Source organism: Halomonas litopenaei, assembly GCF_017303055.1.
Classification (GTDB): Bacteria; Pseudomonadota; Gammaproteobacteria; order Pseudomonadales; family Halomonadaceae; genus Halomonas; species Halomonas litopenaei_A.
This window is the reverse complement of record NZ_JAEKJT010000005.1, coordinates 1-19,564: the sequence shown is the minus strand read 5'-3', so window position 1 is coordinate 19,564 and position 19,564 is coordinate 1. Positions and strand designations below refer to the sequence as shown.

Annotated in this window: 20 protein-coding genes; 17 read left to right on the top strand and 3 right to left on the bottom strand. The window is 63.2% G+C overall.

Annotated features, from left to right (window positions below):
• Positions 1–99 precede the first annotated feature (99 nt).
• The 3 genes from JF545_RS10225 to flgA all read right to left on the bottom strand — a co-directional run bounded on the left by JF545_RS10225 (position 100) and on the right by flgA (position 1,780).
• Complete coding sequence (locus JF545_RS10225; RefSeq protein WP_206941883.1) at positions 100–549, bottom strand: flagella synthesis protein FlgN; 450 nt, start codon at positions 547–549, stop codon at positions 100–102.
• Positions 546–848, bottom strand: coding sequence for a flagellar biosynthesis anti-sigma factor FlgM (gene flgM, locus JF545_RS10220; RefSeq protein WP_206941881.1), 303 nt, complete (start codon positions 846–848; stop codon positions 546–548). The genes JF545_RS10225 and flgM overlap by 4 nt, the downstream gene beginning before the upstream one ends.
• Before the next feature lie 152 nt (positions 849–1,000).
• Complete coding sequence (gene flgA, locus JF545_RS10215) at positions 1,001–1,780, bottom strand: flagellar basal body P-ring formation chaperone FlgA (protein ID WP_206941879.1); 780 nt, start codon at positions 1,778–1,780, stop codon at positions 1,001–1,003.
• Positions 1,781–1,820: 40 nt separating this feature from the next.
• On the opposite strand from flgA, the gene JF545_RS10210 reads away from it, so the two are divergent.
• From JF545_RS10210 to JF545_RS10130, 17 genes are all read left to right on the top strand, one after another.
• Positions 1,821–1,976 (top strand): hypothetical protein, encoded by a 156-nt coding sequence (locus JF545_RS10210; protein ID WP_206941877.1) that lies wholly within the window; start codon positions 1,821–1,823, stop codon positions 1,974–1,976.
• Positions 1,973–2,389 carry a flagellar basal body rod protein FlgB gene (gene flgB, locus JF545_RS10205; protein ID WP_206941875.1) on the top strand — a complete coding sequence of 139 codons (417 nt, stop codon included), beginning with the start codon at positions 1,973–1,975 and terminating at the stop codon, positions 2,387–2,389. The genes JF545_RS10210 and flgB overlap by 4 nt, the downstream gene beginning before the upstream one ends.
• A gap of 39 nt (positions 2,390–2,428) precedes the next feature.
• Positions 2,429–2,833, top strand: a complete 405-nt coding sequence (gene flgC, locus JF545_RS10200) for a flagellar basal body rod protein FlgC (protein WP_206941873.1) — start codon at positions 2,429–2,431, stop codon at positions 2,831–2,833.
• A 4-nt stretch (positions 2,834–2,837) separates the two neighbouring features.
• Complete coding sequence (gene flgD, locus JF545_RS10195) at positions 2,838–3,533, top strand: flagellar hook assembly protein FlgD (protein WP_206941871.1); 696 nt, start codon at positions 2,838–2,840, stop codon at positions 3,531–3,533.
• Between the two features lie 120 nt (positions 3,534–3,653).
• Positions 3,654–4,907 (top strand): flagellar hook protein FlgE, encoded by a 1,254-nt coding sequence (gene flgE / locus JF545_RS10190; RefSeq protein ID WP_206941869.1) that lies wholly within the window; start codon positions 3,654–3,656, stop codon positions 4,905–4,907.
• A 62-nt stretch (positions 4,908–4,969) separates the two neighbouring features.
• The gene (gene flgF, locus JF545_RS10185; protein ID WP_206941867.1) at positions 4,970–5,725 is read left to right on the top strand and encodes a flagellar basal-body rod protein FlgF; all 756 of its coding nucleotides are present in this window, start codon (positions 4,970–4,972) and stop codon (positions 5,723–5,725) included.
• A gap of 60 nt (positions 5,726–5,785) precedes the next feature.
• The gene (gene flgG / locus JF545_RS10180) at positions 5,786–6,568 is read left to right on the top strand and encodes a flagellar basal-body rod protein FlgG (protein ID WP_206941865.1); all 783 of its coding nucleotides are present in this window, start codon (positions 5,786–5,788) and stop codon (positions 6,566–6,568) included.
• A gap of 174 nt (positions 6,569–6,742) precedes the next feature.
• The gene (locus JF545_RS10175; protein ID WP_224851953.1) at positions 6,743–7,396 is read left to right on the top strand and encodes a flagellar basal body L-ring protein FlgH; all 654 of its coding nucleotides are present in this window, start codon (positions 6,743–6,745) and stop codon (positions 7,394–7,396) included.
• 10 nt (positions 7,397–7,406) lie between these two features.
• Positions 7,407–8,546, top strand: a complete 1,140-nt coding sequence (locus JF545_RS10170) for a flagellar basal body P-ring protein FlgI (RefSeq protein ID WP_206941860.1) — start codon at positions 7,407–7,409, stop codon at positions 8,544–8,546.
• Positions 8,546–9,769 carry a flagellar assembly peptidoglycan hydrolase FlgJ gene (flgJ, locus tag JF545_RS10165; RefSeq protein WP_206941858.1) on the top strand — a complete coding sequence of 408 codons (1,224 nt, stop codon included), beginning with the start codon at positions 8,546–8,548 and terminating at the stop codon, positions 9,767–9,769. The genes JF545_RS10170 and flgJ overlap by 1 nt, the downstream gene beginning before the upstream one ends.
• Positions 9,770–9,863: 94 nt before the next feature.
• On the top strand, positions 9,864–11,504 hold the full coding sequence (flgK, locus tag JF545_RS10160; protein WP_206941855.1) for a flagellar hook-associated protein FlgK: 1,641 nt from the start codon (positions 9,864–9,866) through the stop codon (positions 11,502–11,504).
• Between the two features lie 13 nt (positions 11,505–11,517).
• Entirely contained in the window at positions 11,518–12,759 is a 1,242-nt protein-coding gene (flgL, locus tag JF545_RS10155) for a flagellar hook-associated protein FlgL (protein ID WP_206941853.1), read from the top strand.
• A gap of 249 nt (positions 12,760–13,008) precedes the next feature.
• Complete coding sequence (locus tag JF545_RS10150; RefSeq protein ID WP_206941852.1) at positions 13,009–13,362, top strand: ArsR/SmtB family transcription factor; 354 nt, start codon at positions 13,009–13,011, stop codon at positions 13,360–13,362.
• 16 nt (positions 13,363–13,378) lie between these two features.
• Positions 13,379–13,801: an arsenate reductase (glutaredoxin) gene (gene arsC, locus JF545_RS10145; RefSeq protein ID WP_206941850.1), complete on the top strand. Its 423-nt coding sequence runs from the start codon at positions 13,379–13,381 to the stop codon at positions 13,799–13,801.
• Positions 13,798–14,526 (top strand): arsenical resistance protein ArsH, encoded by a 729-nt coding sequence (gene arsH / locus JF545_RS10140; protein WP_206941848.1) that lies wholly within the window; start codon positions 13,798–13,800, stop codon positions 14,524–14,526. The genes arsC and arsH overlap by 4 nt, the downstream gene beginning before the upstream one ends.
• Before the next feature lie 13 nt (positions 14,527–14,539).
• Entirely contained in the window at positions 14,540–15,844 is a 1,305-nt protein-coding gene (locus JF545_RS10135; RefSeq protein ID WP_206941841.1) for an arsenic transporter, read from the top strand.
• A gap of 913 nt (positions 15,845–16,757) precedes the next feature.
• Positions 16,758–19,564 (top strand): Ig-like domain-containing protein (locus JF545_RS10130; RefSeq protein WP_206941840.1); only part of this gene is annotated, 2,807 nt, incomplete at its 3' end.

Below are 19,564 nucleotides of genomic sequence, written 5' to 3'. Positions count from 1 at the left end.
GCTGGGCAACCGCAGTGTGGGTAACAGCAGTATGGGTAACCGCGGTGTGAGTCACTGACGTGTGGAAAACCGCAGTGGCTGGCTGAGGGTTGCCGCGGTTCAGGCCGAGACGTTCAGGCGCGAGGGTTGCAGGCGGGTACGCCCGTCTGGCCGATAGACGCTGGCGTTGGCGATGCGGTGAATCTCGTCGAGCATCTGTTGGTTGTGCTGCATACGCAGGCCGAGCAATTCGCCGCAGCGCAGGTTGGCGCGGGAGACGTCCCTGGCCATCGCCATGGTGGAGTCCCACTGCGCGATACAACCTGCATCCATGGCGGCCTGGCGCGCTCCCTCGCGGTCGTCGGCGTAGCCCAGGCGGCACTGCACCTGGCGACGTCGCGCCTCGGTCTCGGCAAGTTGCTGCTGAATCTCCGACTTGCGTGTGGCCAAGCCTACCAGGGCCTCGGTGTCGACCTGGCCTTGCACCAGGCACTCCTGCTCCTGCTGCAGCAGTCCCAGCAGATCGCTCAGGCGGATGTGTTGCTGATCCAGCAGGCGGGTGAGGCTCATGACGGATCGCGTCCGTTGCCGGCCGCCGGCTCGTCCAGCATGCTGCGAATACTGTCGATCAGCCCGTCGGCGATCCGCTCCGGATTGATCTCCAGGCGACCTTCACGAATGGCGTCGCGAATCTCTTCTACCCGTGCCATGTCGATGTCCTGGCTGGCATCGGCCGCCGGACGGCTGAGGTGGGTCTGGGCGCCGGCTTCCGCCGATGACGAGGTGCCAGCGGGCGTCGGTTTTTCGCTCTGCTGAGGCCCTTCGCTCTGGGCGGGACGGGTCAGCGGCTGTTGCGAATCGATTTTCACGGGCATGGCCTCACAAGATTGGCGCTAGAAGCAGGCGCGGCTGACGTGCCTGACTCGGTAACTAGAAAGGGTATCGGCAGCGCTGCGCCAAACTTTAGGCCAGCAGGGTCTGGATGACCAGTGGTGGGCGCTGCAAGCATGAAGGTAAGCGGCTAGAAGGCCACGGCCAAGCGCCCGCGATCGACCACCCTGGCCACGAGCACCTGGCGCCGATCCACCCTGACGCGCACCCTGTCCCCCATTCCTCCTGCCTCCAGAGCCTCGCCCTGGCGGCTAATGCGAAAGCCGCGTCCGCTGGCTTCCACCGCGACCTGTTCGCCTCGTCTGACGAGTTTCGGAGCGCTGAGCTGGTGGCTGGCCAGGGCCTGCCCCTGTCGGATGCCGCGCCGGGCGACCTGACCGATGGCGCTGGCAGGGTCGCTCAATGCCTGGGAGGACAGCCGGGCCAGGTCGACCCGTTCACGGCTCAGCATGTCGTCGCTCAGACGTTCCCCGGGAGCAATGTCGCGAGCCGCCACCAGCTGCCAGCCCATGCGGGTGATGTCAGCCTGCAGATAGCGCGTGCGGTGCGTCTCCCCGGCGCAGCGCAGCCCGACCGAGACACGTCCGGCCAGGCGCGTACCAGCGCGAGGCAGAAAGGGCTCTGCTGCCTGGCAGTCCGTCAGGTCTGCCGCCGGTGCAAAGACCTCGATCTGCAGGTCTTGTGGTGAGGCGCCGTCGGTCAGCGCCTGTTCGAACAGAAACCCCTCGACCCGATCAAGCAACGCGGTGTGCTGCGGTTCATCCGCGGCCTGTGCTGTGCAGGCAATGGTCAGCAGGGAAGTGGCCAGCAGGAAAATGACCAGCAGCAGCCGTGCCAGCGGCGCAAGGCTTGAGCGTCGCTGCGGGTCCAGCAAGGAAAGGGTGTCTAGGCGCTGCGAGCGCTGTGGCATGGCGGGTACCTGTCGCCGAGAACATGGCCTGGGATGGCGTATGGCACACCAGTCTAGCCTTGGCGCGGCGCCGGTATGGATCGAAATGGGCACGCTTATGACGGCTGTTCACGGCTTTGTGCTGACACCGGGCTGGGTATTCTTCATCGTCGAAACCTTTGTCTTTGTTCCCTGCCTACGGAGCGCACTGGGATGATCGATCAGCTCGAAGCCTCTCTGGCCTTTCATCAGCAGGCCTTGTCGCTGCGACAGGAGCGCCAGAAGGTGCTGGCCAGCAATATCGCCAATGCGGATACCCCTGGCTACAAGGCCCGCGACATGGATTTCGCCCAGGCGCTGGAATCCGCTACCCGCGGCATGTCCCAGCCGGGGCTGGCGCTGTCGCGGACCTCTGGCCATCACCTGTCGGGGCACGGCAGCGCGCTGTCCCTGGGCGGCAGTGAACTCAAGTATCGCGTGCCGGAACAGGCAAGCCTCGATGGCAACACCGTGGACATGGATCGTGAGCGGGCGGCGTTTACCGACAACTCGGTGCGCTATCAGGCTGCGCTGACCATCCTCAACAGCCGCATCCAGGGCCTCAAGCAGGCCATGCAGCCAGAGCAATAAGCCCAGGCCACCATTTATTCCACGCAGGGAGAGCGCTCCATGTCGATGTTCTCGATCTTTGATATTTCCGCCTCGGCGATGACCGCCCAGGCTCAGCGCATGAACGTCACCGCCAGCAATATGGCCAACGCCGACAGCGTGGCCGGCCCCGACGGCGAGGCCTACCGGGCGCGCCAGGCGGTGTTTGAATCGCGCGCCGCCAGCGACGGCATCGGCGGTGTGGCGGTGCGCGAGGTGGTCGAGGATCCCTCTCCGCTGCGTCAGGAGTACCGCCCCGAGCACCCGCTGGCGGACGATGCCGGCTACGTGTCGATGCCCAACGTCGACCCGGTGGGCGAGATGGTCAACATGATCTCCGCCTCCCGCTCCTATCAAGCCAACGTCGAGGTCATGAACACCAGCAAGCAGCTGATGCTCAAGACGCTGACCCTGGGCGAGGGCTGAGCCGATGGCCACTACCATTGATCCCAGCGTCTATAACGCCGTCAATGCCGCGACTGCTCAGGCCAGCTCCAAGCAGGCCTCCGATGAGCTCGGCGACAACTTCATGACGATGCTGGTGACGCAGCTGCAGAACCAGGATCCACTCAACCCCATGGACAACAGCGAGATGACCTCGCAGTTGGCTCAGATCAATACCGTATCCGGCATCGAGGATCTCAACGAGACCATGTCGTCGATCACTGGCCAGATCAATGCCGGCCAGGCGCTGCAGGCGACCTCGCTGATCGGAAAGGGCGTGCTGGTGCCCGGAGATCGCATCGTCATGGCCCACAACGACGATGGCACTCCGGTCTCCACGCCCTTTGGTGTCGAGCTGGATAGCCCCGCGGCCGAGGTCAAGGTGACCATCACCAACGAGTCCGGCGAAGTCATCAACAGCTACAACCTGGGCCCGGCGTCGGCGGGGAGCGAGTCATTCCAGTGGGATGGCATGACCGCGGAGGGTGTGGCCGCCCCTGAAGGTGCCTATCGCGTCAGCATCGATGCCACCGGTGTCGAGGGTGAGGCGCTGTCGGTCACCGCCTTGAACTATGCCCAGGTGGGGGGTGTGTCCCCGGCCACGGACAGCGGCCAGGTCATGCTCGACCTTGGCGCGGTCTACGGCCAGGTGGCGCTCAATGATATTCGCCAGATTCTGTAGGGCGAGTCGAGAGGTCGCTGGCGACGTCCAGGCTGTGCCGATGAGGCTGCCGTGCGCCGCTGAAGGTCGAGAACATGATCGTCGAGTCATCGACGCAGGGAACTATCTAAGGAGTGTGACATGGGCTTTTCACAAGCGCTTAGCGGCCTGAATGCCGCCGCCGACAGCCTGGATGTGCTGGGCAACAACATCGCCAACTCGCAGACCGTGGGCTACAAGAGCGGCAGCGCCCAGTTCGCCGACGTCTTCGCCAATTCCCAGATCGGCCTGGGCACCAAGGTCTCCACGGTGCTGCAGGACTTCAGCGGCGGCAACCTGGAATCCACCAATCGTCCCCTGGACCTGGGCATCAGCGGCGATGGCTTCTTTCGCATGGAGCAGAACGGCCAGGTGGTGTACAGCCGCAATGGCCAGCTGACGATGACCCCGGATGGTTACCTGCAAAACGCCCAGGGCGCCCGCATCATGGGCTACGGCGTCAACGCTGCCGGTCAGGTGCAGGTCGGCGGTCAGCCCGAAGTGCTGCAGATCGAGGCCGATGAGATGCCGGCCAGCGCCACCACCGAGGTGGCCACCACCTTCAATCTGGACTCGCGCAAGGAAGTGGGCGTCGACACCAACAGCGTGACTCTGGCCGGGTCTGGTGGCGCCACCAACGTGCAGGTGGATTATCACTACTCCAACAACTTCACCGCCTACGACTCCCTCGGCAACCCGCGCAACGTGACGGTCTACTACGAGAAGACCGGGCCGAATACCTGGACGGGCACCATGGCGATGGACGGCAAGGTGCTGATGGATGGGGCGACGCCCAGTGCCCCCCAGACCATGGCTATGGAATTCGATGAAAATGGTCAGCTGACCGCGCCGGCCAACGGTCAGTTTGCGATGTCCTTTGCCTCCGCCGACTACTTCGACGGCGCCGCCACGGACATGGACCTGACCTTCGATATCTCCGGCTCCACCCAGTTCGGTAACAGCGCCAGCACCACGGCACTGAATCAGAACGGCTATACCTCCGGCGCCCTGGTCGGTATCAGCATCCAGGACGACGGCACCGTGGTGCGCAGCTATTCCAACGAGCAGACCCGTCCGGCCGGTCAGATCGCCCTGGCCAACTTCCGTAATCCGGAAGGCCTGTCCCCTGCCGGTGACAACACCTGGGCGGCGACGGACGCCTCTGGCCAGGAGCTGGTAGGCGCACCGGGCACCGGCCTGCTGGGTGGCATCCAGTCCGGCGCCATCGAAACGTCCAACGTCGACATGGCCAAGGAGCTGGTCAGCATGATCGTCACCCAGCGGGCGTATCAGGCCAACTCCCAGACTATCAAGACCCAGGACGAAGTGCTGCAGACCGCCATCAACCTGCGCTGATGATGACCGCCCCGGCCGCTGCCGCAGGCAGTGGCCGCCCAGACGCCCCAGAGGGATAGCCGATGGATCGCATGCTCTACACCGCCATGAGTGGCGCCCGCCAGACCATGGAACAGCAGTCGGTGGTCAGCCACAACCTGGCCAACGCCTCCACCTCCGGTTTTCGGGCCCAGCTGCATGCCATGCGCGCGGTGCCGGTGGAAGGCGAAGCGCGTCTGGACACTCGGGTCTCTACCGCCGCCACCACGCCAGGCACCGACTTCACGCCAGGCGCGATTACCCGCACAGGGCGCACCCTGGACCTGGCCATCGACGGTGACGGCTTTCTGGCCGTGCAGGGCGACGATGGCGGCGAGGCCTACACCCGTCGGGGAGACCTGCAGGTCGATGCCAATGGCCTGCTGACGTCGATGGGGCGTCCGGTGATCGGCGAGGGCGGCCCGATTCAGATCCCGCTGGAGGCCGAGCTGTTTGTCGGCGCCGACGGCACCCTGAGCGCCATCGGCATGGGCCAGGACCCGGACGCCCTGGCGGAAGTGGGTCGACTCAAGCTGGTCGCTCCCGAGCCTGGCGAGCTGGAGCGTGGCGCAGACGGACTGTTCCGTGCGACGGGCGCCAACGGCCAGCCAGCTGAGCTGCCGGCGGCGGAGCAGGTCACGGTGGTCAGCGGAGCCCTGGAAGGCAGCAACGTCAATCCGGTGGAGGCCATGGTCTCGATGATCGATGTGGCGCGCCGCTATGAGCTGCAGACCAAGATGATCTCGAGCGCTGACGAAAACGCTCAGAAAGCCAACGGCCTGCTGTCGCTGAACGGCTGATACCACGGCCCCTGAATACAGGCCGGCGCTGGCAAGGCCCGGCACGAGGAGAGAAGCACCATGATCAAGTCGCTTTGGACGGCCAAGACCGGACTGGAATCGCAGCAGGTCCAGCTGGACGTGATTTCCAACAACCTGGCCAACGTCTCGACCAATGGGTTCAAGCAGTCCCGCGCCGTGTTCGAGGACCTGCTGTACCAGAACATGCGTCAGCCGGGGGCCCAGAACAACGTCCAGGATCGCCTGCCGTCCGGCATGCAGATCGGTTCCGGTGTGCGCCCGGTAGCCACCGAACGGCTGCATACCCAGGGTGGCCTGGAGTCGACCGAGAACTCCCGGGACCTGGCGATCAACGGCAAGGGATTCTTTCAGGTACTGATGCCTGATGGCACCACCGCCTTTACCCGCGACGGCAGCTTCCAGCTCGACGAGAACGGCCAGATGGTGACCGCCAATGGCTATCCGCTGGAGCCGGCCATCATCATTCCTGACAACGCCCTGTCCGTGGACATCGGCGAGGACGGCATCGTCTCGGTGACCCAGCCCGGCACCAGTGAGTCCGACGAGGTCGGCCAGATCACCATCTCGACCTTCGTCAACGCCACTGGGCTTCAGTCCATCGGCGGCAACCTGTACGTGGAGACCAGCTCCTCGGGGCCGCGCAATGAGCTGATGCCTGGCATGAACGGTGCCGGTCGCTTGCTGCAGGGCTACGTCGAGACGTCCAACGTCAACGTGGTGGAAGAGATGGTCAGCATGATCGAGACCCAGCGCGCCTACGAGATCAATTCCAAGGCGGTGCAGACCAGCGACGAAATGCTGGCGCGCCTGGCGCAGCTGTGATCTCGGCCTGTCACTGACACGCCCCTGACCATCGACGTGCTGACACCCTGAATCACGTCCCTGATAGCGCTGGAGCCGGCCATGTACGCTGACACTCACTCTTCCCTGCGGCAGCCACGTACTGGCGTTGATGGGGGCTCTCATGCGGTGCTGGGGCCAGCGCGGCGCCTGGTGATGCTGGCCCTGGCGCTGGCCGTGCTGGCGCTATCGGGCTGTGCCCAGATTCCTCATGCCTCGGTGGTCGGCGAGCAAGAGCAGATCGAGATCCCCGACCGCCCGTTGCCGGTGGCCAACGGCTCGATCTTCCAGAAGGCACGGGGCTACCAGCCGCTGTTCGAGGATCGTCGTCCGCGCAGCGTCGGCGACATCCTGACCATCGTGCTGGATGAAGAGGTCAGCGCCAGCAAGAACTCTCGCTCCAACGCTGATCGTGATGGCAGCTCCAGCCTGACCTTCTCCCAGGTGCCGGATGGCCTGGAAGACCTGCTGGACTATGGCTTCGAGATCGACGGTGACTCGGACTTTGCCGGCGGCGGCGGCTCCCAGGCCAACAACTCCTTTACCGGCACCATCACCGTATCGGTGATCGAAGTGATGAACAACGGCAACCTGAGAGTGCGCGGCGAGAAGCAGATCGCCATCAACCAGGGTACCGAGTTCATTCGCTTCGGTGGCGTCGTCAATCCGCGCTTCATCACCACCCAGAACACCGTGCCCTCCACGGCGGTGGCCGATGCCCGTATCGAGTACGTCGGCAATGGCTATATCAACGAGGCCCAGCACATGGGCTGGATGCAGCGCTTCTTCCTGAACGTTTCTCCCTTCTAGGCCTGGCATCATGAGACATCCCGTTTCCCGTCGCTTCATCCTGACCCTCGGCAGTCTGATGCTGGTGCTGCTGATCGGCCTGAGCGCCTGGTCGTCCCTGGCCCGCGCCGAGCAGGTCCGCGACCTGGCCACTTTTGCCGGTGTGCGCGACAACCAGCTGGTGGGGTATGGCCTGGTGGTGGGGCTGGATGGCACCGGCGACCAGACCATGCAGGCGCCGTTCACCGGCCAGAGTCTCAACAACATGCTGTCCCAGCTGGGTATCACGGTGCCGCCGGGGACCAACATGCAGTTGCGCAACGTGGCAGCGGTGATGGTGACCGCCGATCTGCCGCCCTTTGCTCAGCCGGGACATCGCCTGGATGTGGTGGTCTCGTCGATCGGTAATGCGCGGAGCCTGCGCGGCGGCAGCCTGCTGATGACCCCGCTGAAGGGGGCCGATGGAGACGTCTACGCGCTGGCCCAGGGCAATCTGCTGATCAACGGCGCCGGCGCGCAGTCCGCCGGTTCCAGTGTGCAGATCAGCCATCAGGCCGCGGGTCGCATCGCCGGTGGTGCGATGGTCGAGCAGACCGTGCCGCTGTCGCTGGGCAGCCGCGACGGGGTGCTCGAATTGCAGCTCAACCAGGCCGACTTCGGCACCGCCGAGCGCATGGTGCAAGCCATCAATGACGAGTTCGACTACCCGGTGGCGTCAGCGCGCAACGGCGGAGTGATCGCGCTGAATGGGCCGACCAACGCCAACTCTCGGGTCAACTTCATGGCCAGGGTCGAGAGTGTGGAGCTGACGCCAATGCCGGCCCGAGCCAAGGTGGTGTTGAATTCGCGGACCGGTTCCATCGTGCTCAATGGCAGCGTGACCCTGAAGCGGGCAGCGGTGGCCCATGGCAACCTGTCGATCGTCATCGATACCGCCTTTGGCGTCAGCCAGCCTACGCCCTTCAGCGAGACCGGCAATACCGCGGTCGTGCCGGACTCCGATATCACCATCAACGAGGAGCAGGGCACCCTGCAGATCGTTGAGGGGGCGAGTCTGCTGGACGTGGTGGACGCGCTGAATGCGCTGGGTGCGACCCCCAATGACCTGATGTCGATCCTGGAAGCGCTCAAGGCGGCAGGATCACTCAGAGCGGAGCTGGAGATCATCTGATGGCCATATCCGATCTGTCGTCGAGCCTTCCGCTGGGTCTGTCCGGGTCTGCGCTGGCAGGCGCCAGCCGTGCTACGGGCAGTGTGGGGCAAGCGGGCTTCGCGCTGGACATGCAGGGACTGTCGCGACTGAAAACCAGTGCGCGCCAGCAGGATCCGGCTGCCGCCGCTGAAGCGGCGCGCCAGTTCGAGGCGATGTTCATCAACATGATGATGAAGAGCATGCGCGATGCGGTGCCCAGCAGCGGCCTGACTGAATCTCGCCAGACCCAGTATTACCAGTCCTTGCTCGACCAGCAGTGGTCGCAGACCATGGCCAGCCGTGGCATCGGCCTGGCGGATCAGCTGCTGCAGCAGCTGCGCGGGCCCCAGCCAAGCAGCGAAGAACAGCGCTCGGAGGTGGAGGCGTTGATCGCCGGGATACCGCGCGGTACCCCGCGTCCGCTGTCCAATGCATTGAGAAGCGACGCTCCGGCCGCTGATGAGGTCGAGATGCCCGCCAGCTTCCTGGATGAACTGGGCGCCGTTACCGCGGGGCTGGATCGGCAGGCAGCGGATGCCCAGATCAGTGGCCGCGAGGCACGCGACACACCGGCCCATGTCCAGGCCTTCCTCGACAAGCTGGCCGCGCCTGCCCAGGCGGCCAGTCAGGCCTCAGGCGTGCCGGCAGAGTTGATTCTGGCGCAGGCGGCCTTGGAAACCGGGTGGGGGCGTCATGAGATCGCCACCGCCGACGGCGGCAACAGCCACAACCTGTTCGGCATCAAGGCCGGTAGTCGCTGGGAGGGCCCCACGACCCGGATCACCACCCACGAGGTGGAGCAGGGGCAGCGCCTGCGCATTCGCGATGACTTCCGCGTCTACGGCTCCTTCGAGGAAGCCTTTACCGACTACGCCCGCTTGATCAGCGACAACCCGCGCTACGCCGCTGTGACCACGGCCCCCGATGCGGAAGCGGCCGCCCACGCGCTGCAGCAGGGGGGCTACGCCACCGACCCGGCCTATGCCGCCAAGCTGATTGCGGTCATGCATACCTTCGGTCCGCTGAGTGATGCTCCCGCGGCGACCCAGGTGGCCGCCGTCGAGCGGGCCAGCGCTGACGCGAGCACCCGCCAGGCCAGCAGCCAGGCCAGCGATAGCAAGGCAAGCGTCAGCCAGGCCAGTGACAGCGGAGACTGGTTGGCACGGGCGGATATTGCGACGAACCCTACCCGCGTCTTCTAGACCCGCAGCACGGCAACGGACGAAATGGTGCTGTCGGCCTCAAGCCTGAAGCGGTTTGGCCGATAACGCTTCTATCGGCGAAAGGAATTCCACCATGAGCATGTTCTCCATCGGCTTGAGCGGTCTGAATGCTGCCCAGAATGCCCTGTCCACCACCAGCAACAATATCAGTAACGTCTACACCCCTGGCTACAACCGCGAGATCACGGTGTTGGGCGAGGGAAGTGGCGGTACTCAGGGGGTGCAGGTCAACGACATCGAGCGCCAGTTCAATCAGTACGTGGCGGACCAGCTCAATGGCTCGATCAGCGCCTACTCGGCGTTGAATGCCTACCAGACCCAGGTCAACCAGATCGATAGTCTGCTGGCCGACCAGGACGCCGGTCTGGCGCCGTTGATGCAGAACTTCTTCTCCTCGATGGAAGACCTGGCCTCGGCACCGTCTGATCCTGCTGCCCGTCAGGGCGTGCTGGGAGCGGCGGATACGCTGAGTGCCCAGTTCCGCGCCTTTGACAGCTACCTGCAGGACATGCAGGACGGCATCAATGGCCAGATTCGCGACGAGATCACCCAGATCAACAATCAGAGCGAGGCGCTGGCCTCCCTCAATCGCGAGATTGCCCTGGCGCGGGCCAAGACCGGCGAAGCGCCCAATGCCTTGCTCAACCAGCGCGACCAGCTGGTCACGGAAATGAGTGAGCGTATCGGGGTCGAACTGACGGTCCAGGACGGTACCTCCTACCGCGTCAATCTCCCTGGCGGTCAGCCGCTGGTGGCCGGCACTCAGTCCTATCAGTTGAAGGCGGTATCGTCTCCCAGCGACCCTCAACGCATCGTCGTCGGCTACCAGGATCCCGGGGGTGGCCTGCAGGTGCTGGATGAAGACGGTCTGCAGGGCGGCTCCCTGGGAGGCTTGATCCAGTTCCGCTCCGAGACGCTTGATCGCACCCAGAACCAGATCGGCCAGCTGGCGGTATCCATGGCGGTGGCCTTCAACGAACAGCACGCCCTCGGCAAGGACCTGGAGGGTATGGACGGTGGCGCGATGTTTGATATCGGCGCTCCCAGGGTCTTCACCCACGATGCCAATACGGGCAGTGCGACCCTGACGGCGAGCTTCGACACCGCCAATATCAGCGAGCTCGAGGCGGCGGACTACCAGGTGCGGGTCACCGATGCCGCGGCCACACCACCGACCTTCGAGGTCACCCGCAGCGATACCGGAGAGACGATCACCACGACCTTCGATACGGTCGAGAACACCCTCAGTTTTGGCGGCGTGACGCTCACCATCGACGATCCCACGGCGCTGGCCGATGGTGACCGTTTCGAGATTCAGCCGGTGCGTCGCGCTGCCGGTGAATTCGAGACCGCCATCAGCGATCCCGACAAGATTGCGGCTGGCCTGTCCGGAGCCAGCGGCGACAACGAAAATGCGCTGGCCATGCAGGGGCTGCAGGATGCGCTCACTGTCGGTGGCAGCGCGACGCTCAGCCAGGCCTACGCGTCACTGGTCAGCGACGTGGGCAACCGGACCAATGTGGTGCAGGTCAATCTGGCGGCTCAGCAGGGGCTGACCGAGCAGCTCAGCGCGGTCAAGCTGTCCGAGTCCGGGGTCAACCTGGACGAAGAGGCAGCCAATCTGATCCGCTATCAGCAGTATTACCAGGCGAATGCCAAGGTCATCGACACCGCTACCTCGGTAGTCGACACCATTCTTGGACTGAGAGGCTAAGGAGCATCAGGTCATGCGTATCAGCACCGTTACCATGTTTGACCAGAGCGTCAGCTCACTGAACCGTCAGCAGTCCGACTTCATGCACCTGAGCCAGCAATTGGCGACCGGGCGCCGAGTGGTCAACCCGTCGGATGATCCCCAGGCGGCCTCTCGCGCGGTGTCGGTCAGCCAGGCCCAGGCGGTGACCCAGCAGTACACCGATGCCAGGGTCAGCGCACGCAATGCGCTGTCCCAGGAAGAAAGCGTGCTCAATAGCGTCAGCGACGCGCTGGCCAGTGCCAAGACCCTGGTGATTCAGGCGGCCAACGGCACCCTCAGCGATGCCGACCGTCAGTCCATCGCCAGCGACTTGCGCGGTATCTACGAGACGATGATCGGTCAGGCCAATGCGACCGATGGCAATGGACGCTACCTGTTCGGTGGCTATGCCGATGGCAGCGAACCGTTCAAGGACTTTGGCAGTGGCATCGAGTACGCTGGCGCCGATCAGGTGCGCAAGCAGCAGGTCGACGCCTCGCGCAAGATGCCGGTGGGGGATACCGGTGCCGCCATTTTTACCAGCGTGCCCAGCGGCGCGGGCTACGTGGCTGAGCAGGGCAGCACCAATGCCGGTAGCGTGACCTTTGCCGGCCCCGATGTCGTCGACACCGGTAATGCCGGCTATGGCGATCGCTACCGGGTCGAGTTCGGTGGCACGGCGGATGCGCCCACCTACAGCGTCAAGGTCGAGGTCGAGAACAATAGCGGCAACTGGGTCAGCGCCGGCGCTGCGTTCGAGGATCAGCCCTTTGCAGCCGATGGCACCACGATAGAGGTGGGAGGCCTGCGCCTCGAGCTCGAAGGCGAGCCTGTGGCAGGCGATACCGTCGTGTTCGGCCCCGCCGACGAGATGAACACCAACGTCTTTACCACCTTCGAGAAGGTGTTGGCGGTGCTCGAAGCGCCGGCGGACACACCCGCCCAGCAAGCGACGCTGGAGAACACCCTCAACGGCGCCATGCGCGAGCTGGATGCCAGCCTCGACAACGTGCTGACCAAGCGCGCCTCGGTCGGCGCACGGCTCAATGAGCTGGACGTGATCGACTCGGTCAGCGGCAACCGTGAACTCAACTACGCCCAGACCATGTCGGATCTGGTCGACCTGGACTACAACCAGGCGATCTCTGAGTACAGTCTGCGCCAGGTGGGCATGCAGGCCGCCCAGCAGGCTTTCGTCGGTATTCGTGACCTGTCGTTGTTCAACTATCTGTAAAAGGGGGTGGCGTGGGGCTTGCCCCATTTCTCTCCCCATCCCCATGCAAAAACGGCGCGTCCTCTCCGGGGCGCGCTGTTTTTTTTATGACTGCAAGGGCACCGGCGAATCACCGGTCATCAGTCTGTCCGTGGGGCTTCGGCCGGGCTCCCATCACCGGCTGCTCTATGCCGTTGCCCCATGCCGTTGCCGCCAGACTAGTCACTCCAGGGTTGACGTATCGATCAATATGTCCATAATTCCGGACATATGGACACTAAAGACTTTCAACCGACTCTCGATACCTTCGCGGCGCTGTCCCAGCCTACTCGGCTGGCGGCCTTTCGCCTGCTGGTGCGGCATGAGCCCAATGGCCTACCGGCGGGGGAATTGGCGCGCTTGCTGGAGGTGCCCCACAACACCCTATCGGCCCACCTTGGCGTGCTCAGCCGCGCTGGGCTGGTCAGCCAGCGCCGGGAAAGTCGCTCGATCGTCTATCGGGCAGATCTGGCGCACATGGCCAGGACACTCGACTTCCTGGTGCGCGATTGCTGCGCCGGACGTCCTGAGGTGTGTCATCCGCTGGCCGACCTGATGACGCCTGGCTGTAGCGACCCCACCTGACGGAGCGACCCCGACCATGACCCTGATCTATCACAACCCAGCCTGCGGTACCTCACGTAATACCCTGGCGATGCTCAAGGCCTCCGGCGAGACCCCAGAGGTCATCGAGTACCTGGTGACGCCGCCCAGCCGTGAACGCCTGGTCGCGCTGATCGATGCCATGGGCATTACGCCGAGGGCATTGCTGCGCCAGAAAGGGACGCCCTACGCAGAGCTGGGCCTTGAACAGCCACACCTGTCGGACGAGGCGTTGATCGACGCCATGATGGCGCATCCCATCCTGATCAATCGGCCCATCGTGGTCACCGACCTGGGCACCGCCTTGTGCCGGCCCTCCGAGCGCGTGCTTGACCTGCTGGCGGCTCCGCTGTCGCGTGTGGGGGGCACCTTCACCAAGGAAGATGGCGATATCGTGACCCTCAAGGAGGGCAACTCATGACCGCAGCATCCTTGTTGCATGATCTGCCGAACATTGATCCCGAGCACTTCCAGGCCATCGATGTAGATGCCCTGGTACCCGCCGATGCTCCGCGCCATGCCCCGCGCATTCTGGTGCTGTACGGCTCGCTGCGCGAGCGCTCCTACTCGCGCCTGGTCGCCGAGGAGGCGGCGCGGCTGCTGACGGCTTTCGGCGCAGAGGTGCGCACGTTTTCCCCGGCAGGACTGCCGTTGCCTGACGGCGCCGAGGCCGGTCATCCCAAGGTGGCCGAGCTGCGTGAGCTGGCGACCTGGGCCGAAGGCATGGTGTGGGTCAGTCCGGAACGCCATGGCGCCATGACCTCGGTGATGAAGGCACAGATCGACTGGCTGCCGCTGTCACTGGGCGGGGTACGTCCCACCCAGGGCAAGACCCTGGCGTTGATGCAGGTATGTGGCGGTAGTCAGAGCTTCAATACCGTCAACCAGATGCGCATTCTGGGGCGCTGGATGCGCATGCTGACCATCCCTAATCAGTCCTCGGTGCCCAAGGCATTCAATGAATTCAACGAGGCGGGCCGGATGCGTCTGTCACCGTTGTATCTGCGTATCGTCGATGTCTGCGAAGAGCTGGTGAAGTTCACCTGGCTCAATCGCGACCGTGCGCGCTACCTGACCCAGCGCTACTCCGAGCGGGTGGAAAGCGCCGAGGCGCTGTCGGCGCGGGTCAATCAGGACAGTCTTTGACAGGGAGTCGAGCATGTTGGCCTTTGCTATTTTTGTGGTGACCCTGGTGCTGGTGATCTGGCAGCCGAAGGGGCTCGGCATCGGTACCAGCGCCCTCGGCGGCGCGCTGGTTGCCCTGGTGGCTGGCGTCGTCGACCTGCCCGATGTGCTGGTGGTATGGGATATCGTGTGGGACGCGACCTTCACCTTTGTCGCCCTGATCCTGATCTCGCTGATCCTGGATGAGGCCGGGTTCTTTGCCTGGGCGGCGCTGCACGTGGCCCGTTGGGGCGGTGGCAACGGCCGTCGCTTGTTTCCGCTGATTATCTTGCTGGGGGCGGTCATCGCGGCCTTCTTTGCCAACGATGGTGCGGCGCTTCTGCTGACGCCCATCGTCATGGCCATTCTGGTCCGCCTCAAGTTTTCTCCCCAGGCGTCATTGGCCTTCATCATCGCCACGGGCTTTGTTGCCGACTCCACCAGCCTGCCGTTGATCATCTCCAACCTGGTCAACATTGTCAGCGCCAACTACTTCGACATTTCCTTCAATCGTTACGCCATGGTGATGGTGCCGGTGGACCTGGTGTCGCTGGCGGCCACCCTGGTGGTACTGGGCTGGATGTTTCGTCGCGACATTCCTGGGCAGTACGACGTGGCCTTGCTGGAAGAGCCGCGTCAGGCGATTCGCGACCCGCTGGTGTTTCGCGCTGCTTTCCCGGTGCTGACGGCGCTGCTGGTGGCCTTCTTTGTCACTGCACCGCTGGGCGTGCCGGTGGCGGTAGTGACCGGATCCGCCGCGCTGATCCTGGTGGCGCTGGCGGGGCGCTGGGTCCAGGGTGGGCGTAGCGTGATCTCCCTGCCCAAGGTGTTCAAGGGAGCGCCCTGGCAGATCGTGCTGTTCTCCGTGGGCATGTACTTGGTGGTCTACGGGCTCGGCAATGCCTGGCTGACGGCAGATGCCAGCGCCCTGCTGACCTGGCTGGGTGAACAGGGCACCCTGGTAGCCACCCTGGGGACCGGTCTGGCGTCGGCGCTGCTGGCGTCGGTCATGAACAACATGCCGTCCACCCTGGTCGGGGCGCTGGCCATCGACCAGGCCCAGGTCAGCGAGCTGACCCGGGAGCTGATGGTCTACGCCAATGTGATCGGCAACGATCTCGGGCCCAAGTTCACCCCCATCGGTAGCCTGGCGACGCTGCTGTGGCTGCATGTACTGGCCGACAAGGGCACCCATATCAGCTGGGGGCAGTACATGAAGGTCGGCATCGTCATTACTCCGCCCGTGCTGCTGGCGGCACTGCTGGCGCTATGGCTGTGGTTGCCGGTGGTATCGCCGTGAGGAGGCAATATCTCTAAAGGCACTGATGCCATTTCGCGCCATCGTCCCTCGAGCCCACGGCTACCTGCAGCGTGTGTATTGCCAACTCGATGGCGATAGATCCGACTGGTAGCCGTTGTCGTCGCGGCTTTCTGAGTAGCGCTAGCTCGTTGGAGTGCTAGCGTTGAGGTAGCCGGGCCCAGTGGAACCCTTCATGTCGATGGAAATTGTGGGACAAGGCGCTGTTTCCAGTTTTTTTGCGGCTGATACTTTCTTCACCTGAACTGGCGGATACCCAAGGAGAGCCACTGTCATTTTGGCATGTGGCTGCGGCTAAGAGGTGTTCAGCCCGATCTGTGAGAGGTCTATCTCGCCGGTCCGTGGGTGCATGTTACCGCCTCCGCGGTTGAGCGATCTTTCTGTCGACTGAGCCTATTCAACATGAATGCAATGTTGGCATGGAGTGTTTTCATGCCAGGCATAAGCCGCTAGCGAATGCGAATTTTTTCATCAATTCACCTTTTGTCGAACAGTCTGGTGTTAAAGAAGTTATGTGTTTAAAAAGCGTTGTCGTCGAACTGTTCAGTCATATCCAAAGTTTCTTGTTGTAACAATATCCTTTACTAAATATACGTTTCTTAAAATAAAGAATAGATAAAAAAATGTTTTTTTATCAATTGGTTGCATTTCTCTCCTGTTAGCATGCTTACATCTCCATCTGCAAAGAAACATGTTTTATATATTGTTTTTTTATTTAACCGATTTTTAAACGGTTTTTCTCACCAGTAATATCGATTTTTCCCTCTTGCCTCTCCAGGTTCCTTTGCCTTACATGGTTAATCACAAGTCCTCTATGAAAATAAGTTGGGCTTGCTGTGAGCCAGAGCGAAAAGCGCAGGAAGCCAAAGGAACTGACAAGGGGTGTCGCATGGGAATGACTGTCAAAGTAAGCCGTCTGGATGAAACTTTATCCGAGGCTGTCGCGTGGGAGGTCGAGGGGGAGCTTGTTCTCGAGACGTCGAGCAAGGTATTGCTGGATATAAGCCCTGAGGATGTCATTTCCCTTGTTAGAGACGGCGACGATCTCATTGTCGAGATGGCCAACGGCCAGACGTTGAAGATCGCCGGGTTTTATTCCGACGCGGGCGCAGGCCAGAGCGAGCTTTACCTCTTAAATAGCGAGGGCGGGGTGGCCTGGGCGGACCTGGCGCCAGCCGCCGACAACGGCGTCGTTGCTGCGCAGTATGTCCCTCAGCCTGACATGGCCGGCTTCGAGATGGTGGCTGTAGCTGAAGAGGGTGGCAGCGGCTGGATTGGCGCTGCGATTCTTGGCGGTGCCGCCGCTGCGGGTCTGGCAGCTGCGGCATCCGATGATGGCAGCAGCGATGATAGCGATGACGCCCCGGTCAGTGATGACGGCAGCGACGATGGCAGTGACCAAGATAGCGACGGCAGTTCTGATCAGATAGCACCGCCAGCTCCTCAGATTGAAGACATCCGCGATGATACGGGGGGCGTCATTGGTCTTTTGGCTAGCGGCGACAGCACCGACGACACCACCCCGACGCTGTCCGGCAGCGCTGAAGCGGGCAGCACCATTACCATTCGTGACGGCGATACCGTGCTGGGTACCGTTATTGCGGACGATAGCGGCAACTGGAGCTTCACCCCCAGCGAGCCGCTGGCCGAAGGTAGTCACAGCCTGACAGTCACTGCCACCGATGCCGCCGGCAACACCTCGGAGGCGAGTGATGCCGTTGAGGTCACGGTCGATACCACCGCGCCCGATGTTCCGACCCTGAATCCGAGTGACGGCACTGTCATCAGCGGCAGTGCTGAACCTGGAAGCACGATCAACGTCGACCTCGATGGCGATGGCACGGTGGACTTGACGATCGTCGCTGATGAGACAACTGGAGAGTGGTCGGCGGAGCCCTCTTCGCCGTTGGTTGACGCTTCTATCGTCACGGTGACAGCGACCGATGCGGCGGGCAACACCAGCCCGGAAGCATCGTTGACGGTAGATGCTGCTGCCCCGGCGACCCCGAGCATTGCAGAAGTCGCGGACGATGAAGGTGGCGTCACCGGGGCACTAACCAGCAGTGACAGCACCGACGACACCTCTCCGACACTGTCTGGCACCGCCGAGGCGGGCAGCACGGTGACCATATTCGATGGTGATACCGAGTTGGGTACTGTCGAGGCTAACGGGAGCGGTAACTGGACCTTCACCCCTACCACTCCGCTGGCCGAGGGCAGCCATAGCTTGACGGTCACAGCGACGGATCCCGCCGGCAACACTTCGGAGCCGAGCTCCGCCTTCGAATTGAGCGTGGATACTAACGCTCCAGACGCGCCACTCACCAATCCGACCGACGGAACCGTGATCAGTGGCAAGGCTGAGCCGGGATGCATGGTCGAGATTGACATCCGCGGCGATGGCACCACGATAATGCGGGTTGAGGCAGACCCAAGGACCGGTGATTGGTCGGTGGCACCTTCTTCTCCGCTGACCGACGGCACCATGGTGGTAGTGGTGGCGATCGACGAGGTCGGGAACATCAGTCCGACAACCTCGGTAGCGGTAGATACCTCTCTGGATGACACCCTGGCTCCAGCCGCGCCGACCATCTCGGTGGGGGTGGACGACGAAGGCGACATCACCGGGCAGTTGGCCAGCGGAGACAGCACTGACGATACCACTCCGACGCTTTCCGGTAGAGCAGAGGCGGGCAGTACGGTAACCATATTCGATGGCGATACCGAGTTGGGGACCGTCGAAGCGAATGGGAGCGGTACCTGGACCTTCACTCCGACCGACCCGCTGGCCGAGGGCAGCCATAGCCTGACGGTCACTGCGACTGATGCCGCCGATAATACCTCGGATCCAAGTGACGCCTTTGAACTGAGCGTGGATACCGAAGCGCCAGAAGTGCCGGCCATCGTCCAGGTTCAGGACAATACCGGTGATATCACCGGGGCGCTGACTAGCGGTGATAGTACCGATGACACCACTCCAGCGCTGTCCGGCACCGCCGAGGCAGGCAGTACGGTAACCATATTCGATGGCGATACCGAGTTGGGGTCCGTCGAAGCGAACGGGAGCGGCACCTGGACCTTCACCCCGACCGACCCCCTGGCCGAGGGCAGCCATAGCCTGACGGTCACAGCGACGGATGCCGCCGGCAATACGTCAGAGCCGAGCGACGCCTTTGAACTGAGCGTGGATACTACCAGTCCTGGCGGTGACGCCGATACCGATGCCCCGACTCTGGCGATTGCCGAGGCTGAGGACGACAGCATCAACGCTGCTGAGCTGTCTGATGGGGTTCAGGCCAGCGTCGGTCTGACTGCCGGGACCCAGGCCGGTGACACCCTTACCCTGCAGATCGATAACGCGGACGACGTGACCTACACCGTGACGGCGGACGACGTCGACGCAGGTAGCGCCACGGTGGTGATCCCAAGCGATGCACTAACCGATGGCGACTATAGTGTCGCGGCGGTGATTACCGACGCTGCCGGTAATAGCTCCGCTGCCTCCAGCAGCGTCGACTTCACGGTGGATGCGACCAGCCCTGGCGGCGACGCCGGCACCGACGCCCCGACGCTGGCAATCGCTGAGGCCGCGGATGGCGTCAACGCTGCTGAGCTGTCCGATGGGGTTCAGGCCAGCGTTGGTCTGACTGCCGGGACCCAGGCCGGTGACACCCTTACCCTGCAGATCGATAACGCGGGCGA

Bases quoted from the DNA above. Each gene is read 5' to 3' on its own strand.
- JF545_RS10225 (WP_206941883.1), bottom strand. From the start codon at position 549: ATGAGCCTCACCCGCCTGCTGGATCAGCAACACATCCGCCTGAGCGAT.
- flgA (WP_206941879.1), bottom strand. From the start codon at position 1,780: ATGCCACAGCGCTCGCAGCGCCTAGACACCCTTTCCTTGCTGGACCCG.
- JF545_RS10210 (WP_206941877.1), top strand. From the start codon at position 1,821: ATGGCACACCAGTCTAGCCTTGGCGCGGCGCCGGTATGGATCGAAATG.
- flgB (WP_206941875.1), top strand. From the start codon at position 1,973: ATGATCGATCAGCTCGAAGCCTCTCTGGCCTTTCATCAGCAGGCCTTG.
- flgC (WP_206941873.1), top strand. From the start codon at position 2,429: ATGTCGATGTTCTCGATCTTTGATATTTCCGCCTCGGCGATGACCGCC.
- flgD (WP_206941871.1), top strand. From the start codon at position 2,838: ATGGCCACTACCATTGATCCCAGCGTCTATAACGCCGTCAATGCCGCG.
- flgE (WP_206941869.1), top strand. From the start codon at position 3,654: ATGGGCTTTTCACAAGCGCTTAGCGGCCTGAATGCCGCCGCCGACAGC.
- flgF (WP_206941867.1), top strand. From the start codon at position 4,970: ATGGATCGCATGCTCTACACCGCCATGAGTGGCGCCCGCCAGACCATG.
- flgG (WP_206941865.1), top strand. From the start codon at position 5,786: ATGATCAAGTCGCTTTGGACGGCCAAGACCGGACTGGAATCGCAGCAG.
- JF545_RS10175 (WP_224851953.1), top strand. From the start codon at position 6,743: ATGCTGGCCCTGGCGCTGGCCGTGCTGGCGCTATCGGGCTGTGCCCAG.
- JF545_RS10170 (WP_206941860.1), top strand. From the start codon at position 7,407: ATGAGACATCCCGTTTCCCGTCGCTTCATCCTGACCCTCGGCAGTCTG.
- flgJ (WP_206941858.1), top strand. From the start codon at position 8,546: ATGGCCATATCCGATCTGTCGTCGAGCCTTCCGCTGGGTCTGTCCGGG.
- flgK (WP_206941855.1), top strand. From the start codon at position 9,864: ATGAGCATGTTCTCCATCGGCTTGAGCGGTCTGAATGCTGCCCAGAAT.
- flgL (WP_206941853.1), top strand. From the start codon at position 11,518: ATGCGTATCAGCACCGTTACCATGTTTGACCAGAGCGTCAGCTCACTG.
- JF545_RS10150 (WP_206941852.1), top strand. From the start codon at position 13,009: ATGGACACTAAAGACTTTCAACCGACTCTCGATACCTTCGCGGCGCTG.
- arsC (WP_206941850.1), top strand. From the start codon at position 13,379: ATGACCCTGATCTATCACAACCCAGCCTGCGGTACCTCACGTAATACC.
- arsH (WP_206941848.1), top strand. From the start codon at position 13,798: ATGACCGCAGCATCCTTGTTGCATGATCTGCCGAACATTGATCCCGAG.
- JF545_RS10135 (WP_206941841.1), top strand. From the start codon at position 14,540: ATGTTGGCCTTTGCTATTTTTGTGGTGACCCTGGTGCTGGTGATCTGG.